11 protein-coding genes and 1 pseudogene are annotated in these 12400 nt (G+C 38.1%); 3 read left to right on the forward strand and 9 right to left on the reverse strand.

All coding sequences use genetic code 11. From position 1 onward, the window contains the following. Positions 1-16 precede the first annotated feature (16 nt). From LIZ98_RS09020 to LIZ98_RS09045, 6 genes and pseudogenes are all read right to left on the reverse strand, one after another. On the reverse strand, positions 17-1678 hold the full coding sequence (locus LIZ98_RS09020) for an AMP-binding protein (RefSeq protein ID WP_227139486.1): 1662 nt from the start codon (positions 1676-1678) through the stop codon (positions 17-19). 136 nt (positions 1679-1814) lie between these two features. After that, the gene (locus LIZ98_RS09025) at positions 1815-2957 is read right to left on the reverse strand and encodes an acyl-CoA dehydrogenase family protein (protein WP_227139485.1); all 1143 of its coding nucleotides are present in this window, start codon (positions 2955-2957) and stop codon (positions 1815-1817) included. Positions 2958-3064: 107 nt separating this feature from the next. Continuing rightward, positions 3065-3709 carry a TetR/AcrR family transcriptional regulator gene (locus LIZ98_RS09030; protein WP_227139484.1) on the reverse strand — a complete coding sequence of 215 codons (645 nt, stop codon included), beginning with the start codon at positions 3707-3709 and terminating at the stop codon, positions 3065-3067. Positions 3710-3996: 287 nt separating this feature from the next. Continuing rightward, positions 3997-4770 (reverse strand): LysR substrate-binding domain-containing protein, encoded by a 774-nt coding sequence (locus tag LIZ98_RS09035; protein WP_227139483.1) that lies wholly within the window; start codon positions 4768-4770, stop codon positions 3997-3999. Then, positions 4767-4895, reverse strand: coding sequence for a LysR family transcriptional regulator (locus LIZ98_RS09040; RefSeq protein ID WP_227139482.1), 129 nt, complete (start codon positions 4893-4895; stop codon positions 4767-4769). Before LIZ98_RS09040 ends, LIZ98_RS09035 begins: the two co-directional genes overlap by 4 nt. A gap of 235 nt (positions 4896-5130) precedes the next feature. After that, positions 5131-5343, reverse strand: a pseudogene (locus LIZ98_RS09045) (multidrug ABC transporter ATP-binding protein); the annotation flags it as partial. A 149-nt stretch (positions 5344-5492) separates the two neighbouring features. Here LIZ98_RS09045 and LIZ98_RS09050 point away from each other — a divergent pair. Further along, positions 5493-6302 carry a glycosyltransferase family 8 protein gene (locus LIZ98_RS09050; RefSeq protein WP_227139481.1) on the forward strand — a complete coding sequence of 270 codons (810 nt, stop codon included), beginning with the start codon at positions 5493-5495 and terminating at the stop codon, positions 6300-6302. A 149-nt stretch (positions 6303-6451) separates the two neighbouring features. Further along, the gene (gene pepT, locus LIZ98_RS09055; RefSeq protein WP_227139480.1) at positions 6452-7687 is read left to right on the forward strand and encodes a peptidase T; all 1236 of its coding nucleotides are present in this window, start codon (positions 6452-6454) and stop codon (positions 7685-7687) included. 190 nt (positions 7688-7877) lie between these two features. Here pepT and LIZ98_RS09060 read toward each other — a convergent pair whose 3' ends face one another. Together LIZ98_RS09060 and LIZ98_RS09065 are read right to left on the reverse strand one after the other, a co-directional pair. Further along, positions 7878-9410, reverse strand: coding sequence for a solute symporter family protein (locus LIZ98_RS09060; RefSeq protein WP_227139479.1), 1533 nt, complete (start codon positions 9408-9410; stop codon positions 7878-7880). Continuing rightward, positions 9411-9749: a DUF485 domain-containing protein gene (locus tag LIZ98_RS09065; RefSeq protein ID WP_041845897.1), complete on the reverse strand. Its 339-nt coding sequence runs from the start codon at positions 9747-9749 to the stop codon at positions 9411-9413. 649 nt (positions 9750-10398) lie between these two features. Between LIZ98_RS09065 and uraA the strand changes: the two genes are divergently transcribed. Then, positions 10399-11682 (forward strand): uracil permease, encoded by a 1284-nt coding sequence (gene uraA / locus LIZ98_RS09070; RefSeq protein ID WP_285847598.1) that lies wholly within the window; start codon positions 10399-10401, stop codon positions 11680-11682. Positions 11683-12061: 379 nt separating this feature from the next. Here uraA and LIZ98_RS09075 read toward each other — a convergent pair whose 3' ends face one another. Then, positions 12062-12334, reverse strand: coding sequence for a hypothetical protein (locus LIZ98_RS09075; protein WP_227139477.1), 273 nt, complete (start codon positions 12332-12334; stop codon positions 12062-12064). Positions 12335-12400 lie beyond the last annotated feature (66 nt).

The following is a 12400-nucleotide window of genomic DNA, read 5'->3' on the forward strand; positions in this document are numbered from 1 at the left end:
ACTCCCTCCTTATCACTTATTTTATGAAACGGTTCACTTGTTCTCTCAATCTAAACTTTTGAATTTTCCCGGAAGCTGTCATTGGGTAGCTGTCTGTAAAAATAATGTATTTTGGAATTTTATTGCGGGCTATTTTATTTCTACAGTAATTTTTTATTTCTTCCTCTGATGCTGATTCTCCTTCACGTAAAATAATAAAGGCGGCTACCTCTTCACCATACTTATCATCAGGCACACCAACGACTTGCACATCGAGAATTTTCGGATGTGTATATAAAAATTCTTCAATTTCACGCGGGTATATGTTCTCACCACCGCGAATAATCATATCTTTCAAGCGACCGGTAATACGGACGTAACCGTTTTCATCCATCGTTGCTAAATCACCCGTATGTAACCAATGCTCTGCATCAATAACTTCCTTGGTTGCTTCGGGATTGTTATAATATCCTTTCATTACGTGATAACCGCGTGTGCAAAGTTCCCCTTGGGCACCAGGTGGAACTTCGGTATCTGTTCCCGGTTCAACAATTTTTACTTCAACATTTGGTAATGCGCGGCCGACTGTTTCAACCCGTAATTCCAAAGGGTCATCCGTACGCGTTTGCGTGATCACCGGTGAAGATTCCGTTTGGCCGTAACAAATGGTAATGTCGGTCATTCCCATTTTCTGAATAACGGCTTTCATCACTTCAACCGGACAGTTGGAACCGGCCATTACCCCTGTTCGTAACGATGAAAGATCAAAATTGTCAAAATTAGGTAAATTTAACTCACTGATAAACATTGTTGGCACACCGTGAAGTGCTGTACATTTCTCTTTTTCTACCGTTCTTAACACTTCTTCAGGTTTAAATTCTTGTACAGGTACCATCGTCCCTCCACAGGTTGTTATGGCCAGTGTACCAATCACACAACCGAAACAATGGAAGAAAGGTACCGGAATGCATAAGCGGTCCTCCTTTGTTAATTTCATACATTCGGCGATATTCACTGCATTGTTAATTAAGTTATAGTGGGTTAACATGACTCCTTTTGGAAAGCCTGTTGTCCCTGATGTATATTGAATATTAATGACATCATCATAGTGTAATGTTGCTTTTCTTTCCGCCAATTGTTCGTCCGTAATCTGTTCTGCAGCATTGAGGATGTCGGACCAGTTAAAGGTTCCATCATAACGGTTTTCCCCTAAAACAATGACATTTTTTAGCTTTGGTAACCGTTTGGATTGCAGTTGACCAGGTTCAGATGTTTTTAACTCGGGACATATTTCATAAACAGTATCAATAAAGCGATGATCACGATATTGTTCAATGAGAATCAGTGTTGTCGAATCCGATTGTTTTAATAAATATTCCAGCTCACGGGCTCTGTAATTCGTGTTTACTGTTACGAGAGGCGCACCCATTTTCCCTGTTGCAAATTGGAGACTTACCCACTCGGGAACGTTTGTTGTCCATACAGCCAGATGGTCGCCTTTTTCAATACCGAGGGCCATCAAGCCTTTTGCCACTTTGTCTGAGAGATTATCAAGTTGCTGATAAGTTAAGCGCAAATCACGATCAGTATAAACAAGCGCTTCTTGGTTTGGATGTTGATTCGCTTTTTCCTCAATCAATTGACCGATTGTTGAAAAAATCAGATCTGCCATTGTATCCCCCCTAAAATATTGTTTCATTTGTCTACTACATGCTAAAGGTTTTGTCGGTATCTTCCTCTACTTGAGCTACTAGTATACTGTTTTTTTTCTAACATGCTAAAGGTTGCCGGTAACTTCTTCTTTTCGGGCCACCATTATCTTGTTCGTTTTTCTACTAACATCCAATTAATCTGGAAATAACCACTCTTTGAATCTCTGATGTGCCTTCTCCAATTTCCATTAACTTAATGTCACGTAAATGTCTTTCCACATCGTATTCAGCCATGTACCCGTAACCGCCATGGATTTGAATCGCTTGGTTACAAACTCTAAAACCCATTTCGGAAGCAAATAATTTTGCATATGCCGCTTCTTTGCTAAATGGTTTGTTGTTATCCTTGAGCCACGCTGCTTTGTACACCATGTTTCTCGCTAATTCAATTTCCATAGCCATATCAGCAAGTTTAAATTGAATGGCTTGGAACTTTGAAATTGAACGACCAAATTGGACTCTTTCCTTTGCATATGCAAACGCTTTCTCAAAGGCTGCTTGAGCAATACCGACTGATAAGGCAGCTATTGAAATTCGTCCGCCATCCAATGTATTTAAAAATTGACTAAATCCTCTTTGCGGGTCTCCAAGTACATTTTCTTTCGGTACACGAACATTTTCTAACACGATTTGAGAGGTGTTTGATGCCCGAACACCCATTTTTTGATAATCAGATGTAATCGCCATACCGGGAGCATCTGTCGGTACAATAAGTGCAGTTATAATCTTCTTCCCATCTTCCCTTTCACCGGTTACCGCAGTAATAATTACTTGCCGAGCATAACTTGCATTGGTAATCCAACATTTTTCTCCGTTAATCACATATTCATCCCCATCAAGAACGGCTTTTGTTCTCGTCCCGCCGGCATCAGAACCGGCATTAGGTTCCGTTAACCCGAATGATCCTAATGCTTTTCCTTGCGCCATAGGTACCAGCCATTCTTGTTTTTGCTCCTCTGTCCCAAAGTTATAAATGGGGGATGCACCTAAGCTAACGGCCGCCGCATAACTTAATCCTGTACCTCCGCAAGCTTTACCGATCTCTTCAACGGCAATTACATATGAAGTGGTATCCCCACCGGAACCCCCATATTTTTCCGGAAAAGGAATCCCCATTAAACCCAATTTACCCATTTTCTGAAACGTGTCGAGTCTGAAGGAATGTGTTTCATCCAGTTCTCTCGCATATGGTTTTACTTCCTTTTCCGCGAAGTCTCTTACCATATCTCGAATCATTAGCTGTTCTTTCGTTAATTCAAAATTCATTCTCTCCCAACCCCTTTTTCAGTGATCGACCAGGCGGTATTCTTAAAGAAAAGCAATTGTATAGACCGACTAGTCGGTTTGTTCAACAATTATAAACAAAAAAATATTTATTTTTCGCTCACAATTTCCTTCTTTCCTAATAATTGGTTTTGCTCATTTGCTTCTGTAAGACCTTTTTCTGTGGCTAAAGAATGTAAGATGAGATCCCTGAAAACATCGCCAATTTCCTCTATTGATAACGGACCATCACGTTTGTACCATTTATACGACCAGTTTATCATCCCGATAATGGACATCGTTGCAATACTGGCAGGCACTTCTTTTCGAAAGTCTCCTCTTTCTTGCCCTTCTTTTATCACCCTTTCGATGAGTTTCCGGTATTGATCACGTTTTTCGTTTATCACTTCTTTATACGCAGCTTGTAAATAGGCACTTTCTTGATAGAAAACCGTGATATAAGGATTATACACATCAAATACTTTAATAAAGGAATGTAACATGCCGCATAATCTTAAAATAGGTGTTTCATATTCATCGTATGTTTCCTGTGCATTTTTTATGACGTACGAAATAAATACATCATGAATTTCATATAACAGTTCATCCTTTGATTTAAAGTAATGATAAAATCCCCCTTTTGAAGTATTGGCCTTTTCCACTATTTGTTCAACTGTTACACCATGATATCCATTTTTTTGAAACAGTTCTAGTGAGCTTTCCAGTATGCGCTGCTTCAAAGCCTTTTTTTCCATAGTTTGTTTACCTTTCTTTTAAAAACAAATAAGTTATACTGACATTTTTCACAGATTTACCGGTAAACCTTTTTACACATGATGTATGAAACTTCTACTTTGACCATGTTTATTTTCCCGGCATTGCATTATTGGATTAAAATTAATGCATATTCACTCTGTACTTTGCTTTTTAATCAGCCCCTTTTTCCTATACTTAAGGCAATCTTACCGAAAATTTTTTTATTAGTGAAATATCTATTTTGAATATTATTCATTAAATTTTCGAATAAATCCGTATTTATTATTTAAAATATTTTTTGCCAAGACCAAATTTCTGTTTGAATGACGGTTAATAATTCTTTTAATGCATAAGATTGATAACTGTCTTTGAGGGTGACAATTCCTAATTGCCACATTAATTGATTTGTTTCAAACGGGATAATTTTTACGTTTTTATTTGTTTGTTTTGCATAGATTGCTTTTGGTAAAATCGTTATTCCTAAGTTTAATGCTATTAATTCAAAAATTAAATCCCACTGTGAACTTTTATAAGCGATTTGTGGTTGGAATCCTTCGCTTTGACATGCACGAATGACAAAATCATGCAGGGCAAACTCGGCTGTAAATGTAATAAACTGCTCATTTTTTAATTCCGGAAGAGTCACAGCTGAACGGCTCGCTAATGGGTGTTCTGCATTTACATAGACTACAAATTCATTTTCAAAAAAAGGCAAAATGGTAAATTGTTCGTTTTCAACCGGTAATACAACAATTGCTAAATCAACTTCCCCGGATAGTACAAGTTCTCCGATTAACTTTGCCCCTTTCTCAACCAGTTCCAGCGTGATGTTAGGATATTTTTCATGGAATTTACGGGCAATTTCAGGGGAAAATAATGTGCCTATTAAAGGCGGGATGCCAAATTTGATCTTCCCAGACTTTACGTTTCTTACATCTTGAATGGAGCGTTCCAATTCTAACACAGAATGTAAAATTTTTTGGGCATGTTCGTATACGACTCCCCCGATATCAGTAAGTTGGAGTTGTCTCGTTGTTCGACAAAGAAGATCAGCTTTCAAGGATGCCTCCAGTTTTGAATACTTTTACTTAATGTTGGCTGGGAAATGTAAAGGGCCTCTGCAGCTCTCGTAAAATTCCCATATTGAACAACCGCAACGAATGCCTGTAAATCCCTAAGTTCCATTCCGTTACCCCCTCATACAAGTAAGCGAACAAGTTTTATAATTGGCAGGAAGATGTCCTTTCAACTTGTGAGACGTGCCTTTTTCCCGGCCGACCCCTTTGATTCATAAACAACGCATGTCACCCCATGGCGATTGCCCGGCCGGCGCTCGACTGGTAAATGTCCATCAACCGGTGATTCATACACAAGGCAAGAATTCCCACAAACGCCCCCATCAACCGACAATCCATAAAGCTTTCATTTTAGTGTTAATTACAAATAAAACGAATAAAGCAATGCTAACCGAAAGAATAGTGGACCAATTCCCCTTTGGCAACAGCGAATCAATGAACCATTGAACAGCTAAAGGGAAGGCAAGTTCGAGAATGGCAACAACAACCGCACTGCTGAAATCAATCAAAAATAATTTTTTATGGGGTTTATAATATGATAGAAAACGACGAATCATGTTTTTCTCCTTTTTTTATGCTTACGTTTTTATTCTTATTTTATCGTATAATACGATCATTGACTATTCCTGTACTCTCCTTCTATATGTTAGAATGAATGAGTAAGCGTAAATAAGGAAAATGTTGGATGAAGTGAGGTTTTACTCCAATGATTAATATTCTCGTTACATTAAACGCAAATTATCTTCACCCTTTGAAAGTTTTACTGAAGTCATTATTTCATCATAACCCCAAAGAAAAGTTCTCTATCTATTTGATGCATTCTAATCTCAACCAATATGATCTGGATGGATTACATCAGTTTATTACCGAACACCAACACCAGTTCTATCCAATTTTTATTGATCGGGATTATTTTAAAGAGGCACCCGTGTTCCGCCATTACTCAACAGAAATGTACTATCGATTAGCAGCCCATGAATTTCTTCCTAAAACTATTGACCGGGTTCTATACTTAGACCCTGATATTGTCAACATTAATCCAATTGGTTCTTTTTATCGGACAAATTTTGAAAACAATCTTTTTATTGCGTCCGAGCATGAGTTTCCGACAAAAATAGTTCAACCAATCAATAAAATTCGTTTAAAAACGCCTTTAACAAAAGGATACTTCAATACCGGGGTACTATTAATGAATGTCGCCTTAATGCGCGATCTTGTTCACTTGGATGAAATATATCAGTATATTGAAAAGAACAAATTTAAATTGGTTTTACCGGATCAAGATGTTTTAAATGCTCTCTATTGGGATAAAATTAAGCCCGTTGACAGTTATCGATATAATTATGATGCTCGCTACTTTGAGTTTGCAAAGTTTTACCAATCCGATAAAAATAATCTTGAATGGATTAAAAAACATACATTATTTATCCATTACTGCGGCAAGGATAAACCTTGGCATGATGATTATAAGGGAAAATTGGGCGTATTTTATCAAAAATTTGAACAAATGATATAATAAGGATTACAATAAGATGGAACTTCCATCAGGGGAACTTATCTTCCTCCTTTATATTTTTGTTTTCCCTTAGACGACATGACCGTTTGTGCGGGGCAATTAATTGTACATAATATGACTTATATTACCTGTTTAGGAGATGAAAAAAATTGAAAGATGAATTGATTAAACGCTTTACCACTTATGTCAAGATTGACACACAATCAAATGAAGATAGCCAAACTTGTCCATCCACACCGGGACAATGGGATTTGTTGAACCTTTTGGTAGATGAATTAAAGGAAATTGGCATGGAAGAAGTAACCATCGATGAAAATGGTTATGTGTTTGCAACTCTTCCAGCCAATACGAATAAGCAGGTTCCGACAATCGGTTTCTTAGCACATGTCGATACGGCGACAGATTTTACCGGAAAAAACGTCAAACCGCAAATTGTCGAAAATTATGACGGTGGAGATGTGATTTTAAACAAAGAGCTAGGAATTGTTTTATCACCGGAAGCCTTCCCTTCTTTAAAAAATTACAAAGGGCAAACATTAATCACAACCGATGGAACGACCTTACTTGGAGCGGATGATAAGGCAGGCGTCGCTGAAATTATGACGGCCATGAATTACCTCATTCAACATCCAGAAATTAAACACGGGAAAGTTCGGGTTGCCTTTACACCTGATGAGGAGATTGGGCGCGGTCCGCATAAATTTAATGTTGACCGTTTTGGTGCAAAGTATGCTTATACAATGGACGGCGGTCCACTTGGGGAATTACAATATGAAAGTTTCAATGCAGCAGCAGCTAAAATTACGATTAACGGAAACAACATTCATCCGGGTTCTGCCAAAGGGAAAATGGTGAACTCTATAAAGATCGGTATGGAGCTAAATCAACAATTACCGGTTAGAGAGGCACCTGAGTATACAGAAGGATATGAAGGATTTTACCATCTGCTTTCTTTCCATGGCGATGTCGAAAAAACCGAACTTTACTATATCATACGTGATCATGATCGGCAAAAGTTTGAGGCAAAAAAAGAAAATTTAGTTAAAATCGTTGACCAATTGCGCCAAAAATACGGAGAAGACACAATTGGTTTAATGTTAGAAGATCAATACTACAATATGCGGGAAAAAATTGAGCCGGTTAAAGAAGTTTTTGAGAACGCTAAAGAAGCGATGAAGAGATTGGATATTACCCCTGTCATTGAACCGATCCGTGGCGGTACGGATGGCTCCCAATTATCTTATATGGGTTTGCCGACACCGAATATTTTTGCCGGTGGAGAAAATATGCACGGGAAATATGAATTTGTCTCAGTAGAAACAATGATGAAAGCAACTGAAGTGATTGTTGAAATTGCGAAAATTTTTGAAGAAAAGGCAAAATAACTTGCTTGTATAAAACGGTGAGGAAAAAAACATCTTCATCTGCTCGTATTGAAACAATAGTGGAGAAAACTCGGTAATTGCCGAGTTTTCTCTTTTTAACAATGTTTAAAGCTTGATTTTATTCGTTTATTTTTTGCGATTATGCGAATGCTTCATCTAGATCGATAGAACCTGAATAGATTTTATTCGTTTATTTATCGCGATAACCGGTATTAGCCCGGAACTTCACTTCTGCAAAACGAACAAAATCTGTTTTTCCTGATAACACCGTCCCCAAATATCCGCCCAAAAATCCAAGCGGAACAGAAATAATGGCCGGATTGGTTAGCGGGAAGATTGGGTTGCCAACAAAAATAGCTGCTCCTTCAGTCGGTGAAAATACACTTGGACTGATACTTACTAATACTAATGCCGAAATGAGACCCGATAACATAGCAAAAATCGCTCCGGCTGTATTAAATCGCTTCCAAAAAATGGTATAAACGATAACCGGCAAATTGGCACTTCCCGCAATACAAAAAGCAAGTGATACAAGGAAAGCAACATTCATATTTTGTGCAAATAATGCCAATAAAATGGAGAGCACTGCTACACCTAATGAAGCATATTTTGCTGCGAGAACTTGTTGTCTTTCCGTTATCTTACCCTTTTTAATAATTTGTCCATAAATATCATGAGCAAATGCCGATGCACCACTTAATACAAGACCGGCTACAACGGCTAAAATAGTTGCAAAGGCAACTGCTGATACAAAGGACATTAAAAAGTCTCCGCCTAATACTTGAGCAAGTAATGGAGCTGCCATATTCCCCGCTGCGTTTGCTTCAACGATTTTTTCTGAACCAACAAAAGCCGCTGCTCCAAATCCCAAGAAAACCGTTAAAATATAGAAGATTCCGACAATCCATGTTGCCCACATCACTGAACTGCGTGCCGTTTGCGCATCTTTAACAGTAAAGAAACGCATTAATATATGCGGAAGTCCTGCCGTGCCTAATACGAGCGCCGTCATTAATGAAATTGTATCGAGCGGATTTTTATATTTTACACCCGGGTTTAAAAAGTCCTCTCCAAGCGGTGTTGCAGTTTTCATATCGGTAAACATCGTGGCTATATTAAAATTAAATTTAGACAAGACAATAAATGAAATAACGATGGTAGCTGCCATCAACAGAACAGCCTTAATAATTTGTACCCAACTGGTTGCTGTCATTCCGCCAAATAATACATAAATGGTCATCATAACACCAACGATTAATACAGCCAACCAGTAATCAATATTGAATAATAATTGAATAAGTGCGCCTGCACCGACCAACTGAGCAATCATATAAAATATGACAATGGTAATCGTACTTAATGCAGCAACCCCGCGAACTTTTTTCGCGTCGAATCGTGCATTAATCATATCCGCTAACGTATATTTTCCTAAATTCCGAAGCGGTTCAGCAACAATAAATAAAACAACGAGATATGCAACGAGATAACCGATACTGAAGAAGAAACCATCAAACCCTGTTAAAGCAATGGATCCGGCAATCCCAAGAAAGGATGCTGCCGATAAATAGTCACCGGCTATAGCCAAACCATTTTGCCATCCCGTTAGACCTCCGCCTGCCGTATAAAATTCATTGGCCGTTCTTGTGCGTTTAGCAGCAAAATACGTTATGATTAGCGTACTAGCGACGATCAGTAAAAATAATATAACAACTGTCGTATTCATTTACTCTCCCCCCTTCTTAACGAATTCTTCTGTAACATCGGCTGCTAATTTGTCAAACTTTGATGATTTTTTCATATATATAGTAACTAATGTCCAAGTCATTATGAACTGAGCAAACGCAAAGATCCACGCCCAATTGATGTCGCCAAATGCCGGTTGATGTAGCAATTTTGTATAAGAAGTCATAATCGGTAAGGCAAAGTAAAATAACAGGAAAAACACAGTACACGGGACAAGAAATTTTTTCTTTTGATCCATTAATTCCTTAAATTTTCCCGTCTCAATGATTCTTTCAAACTTTGTTTTTTCTACTTCCACTTTTTGCTCGGCATGATTCATAAATGATTCCTCCTCAGTACATTTTTAAGCGTTTACATTTTGAAAATTAAGATACTTTAAGAAATAATTCTTCCTGTTTCCTAAGGTTTATTACACCACCATTTCTAACTAAAATTCTTATATTTTAAAATATACATTTTTTAATTAAAATGGGCAACATATTTTTTATCTTTTTAAAATTTTTCTAAAATAATAATATCCTATTTGTTATGTCCGGACTGTCTTTTCAGCTGATTACGCTTTACGACAATACAGCTCCTGTAAACGATAATGATTTGCTAAATTGAATTGAAGGCGGTTTTTTTCGTAAATAATAGGGAGATTTATTATAAAAAATAAGGAACCTCTATTATATAAGGTCCAGTCAGTACAGCAAACATTGAGAAAGTACTTCTTATGGATAAAGTCATGTGAGAAAATCTTTTATTGACTTTCTTTTCTTTTCCTGCCATAATATTTTTGACAAGTAAATGAGTACCTTTAAATTCAGTCCTGTGAGGCTGGCAAGGTTGGCGGAATACAACGTTATACTGTTTCTGTATCCTTTTGTGTTGGATGGACGGATATAGCACCTTGCCCTTGTACAGGCAAGGTGCTTTTTTATATATAAAAATTTTTTCGAATCGTATTTAAGAAGGAGAGAATGATGATGGAAAAAAATGTCATCCAAGTTCATGAAAAATTACCCTTTTGGGAAAGTCTCCCACTAAGTTTGCAACATTTATTTGCAATGTTTGGGTCAACTGTTTTAGTCCCTGTGTTATTCGGCGTCGATCCCGGGACAATTTTATTAATGAACGGAATTGGTACACTCATTTACATCTTTATTACAAAAGGAAAAATTCCCGCATACCTTGGATCAAGTTTTGCCTTTATTTCACCGGTTTTCGTTGTGTTGGGCCGCTATTCCGGTTTGGAAGGGTATAGTTATGCTCTTGGTGGATTTTTTGCTGTTGGGGTCATTCTGGTCATCATTGGTTTAATCATTAAGGCTGTCGGTACCGGATGGCTGGATCTCATTTTTCCCCCGGCTGCAATGGGCGCTATTGTTGCCGTTATCGGGCTTGAATTAATACCAACTGCTGCCCAAATGGCCGGATTTATTGCGCCGGCAGATGCAACTACAGACTGGGCCATGGATCCAAAGACCGTGACTGTATCACTTTTGACTTTGGCCATTACTATCGTTTGCTGGGTAACATTACGCGGCTTTTTGAAAATTATCCCGATATTAATTGGGATTGTCAGTGGGTATATCATCGCTTTCTTTGCCGGCCTTGTTGACTTTACAACGGTAAAAGAAGCATCATTCATTGCCTTACCAACCTTCTACTCTATTAAATTTAACTGGTCTGATATTTTGGCAATTATTCCGGCCGCTCTTGTCCTAGTTCCGGAGCATATCGGGCATACAATGGTTACCGGAAACATTGTCGGAAAAGATTTAACAAAGGACCCCGGGTTGGACCGCTCATTTTTAGGGAACGGGATTTCAACAATTCTGTCCAGTTTGGTTGGCTCAACACCTAATACAACTTATGGGGAAAACATTGGTGTCTTGGCCATAACAAAAGTGTATTCAACATGGATCATTGGCGGAGCAGCAGTCATTGCCATTTTCCTTTCCTTCTTTGGTAAATTTGCAGCATTAATTTCTTCTATTCCAACGGCCGTCATGGGCGGAATTTCCTTGTTGCTGTTCGGAATGATTGCTGTGAGCGGTCTCCGTACACTTGTGGAAGCAAAAGTTGACTATGATAAATCACGAAACTTAATCTTAACTTGTGTTGTTTTAGTTGTCGGCCTAAGCGGCGCTACAATTCAACTCGGCTCGGTACCGCTAAAAGGTATGGGCTTAGCCACCATTGTTGCCATTATTCTGAGCTTATTCTTCAAACTCCTTGATGTTTTGAAATTATCGAATGAAAAATAGATAACTAATTTGTAAGATTTGAGAAATTTTTAAAAAGAGGTTAGAGGCAACTGACTAATTATAAGATTACTTGCTTTTGTGGTCTGACCTACTATAAGTAAGTGAACTTATTCGAATTTTTTCAGTAGCCTCAAGGGGTTACAGGAAAATGTCCCATAGTTTGGTGCTATGGGACATTTCATGTTAATATACAAGAGGAATTGGCTCATTGATAAGGGCAATACCCCGGTTATGGGATATTTGATTAAAGATTCCGAGACCAATGAAAAAGTGCAAATATATCCATAAGATTGACCGTCAAACACCATATCTATTTATATCCACGTGGTCTACCCTACTGTATATTGTGTGAGCAAACTTATTCAAATTGTTTTTCGCTTTAAAGATTTCTTGAAAAGTGTCCTATTGAATAATTTATCTTGAAAGAACCACTCTCGTCACCATATTTGGGCGAAAATCTGCTTTTTTTGACGACGGGACTCTTTCTCGTCACCTTTTTGAGCCGGAAAATGCTCATTTTTGGCGACGAGACCTGTTCTCGTCGCCGTTTTGGGGTGGAAAACTCCATTTTTTGGCGACGAGACTCTTTCTCGTCACCTTTTTTGGGCGAAAATCTGGTTTTTTTGGCGACGAGACTCTTTCTCGTCGTCACTTTTGGGCGAGAAACTCCATTTTTTGGCGACGAGACTCTTTCTCGTCGTCATTTTGAGCCGGAAAA

The organism is Caldibacillus sp. 210928-DFI.2.18, assembly GCF_020554505.1.
In the GTDB taxonomy this organism is placed as follows: Bacteria; Bacillota; Bacilli; order Bacillales; family Caldibacillaceae; genus Caldifermentibacillus; species Caldifermentibacillus hisashii.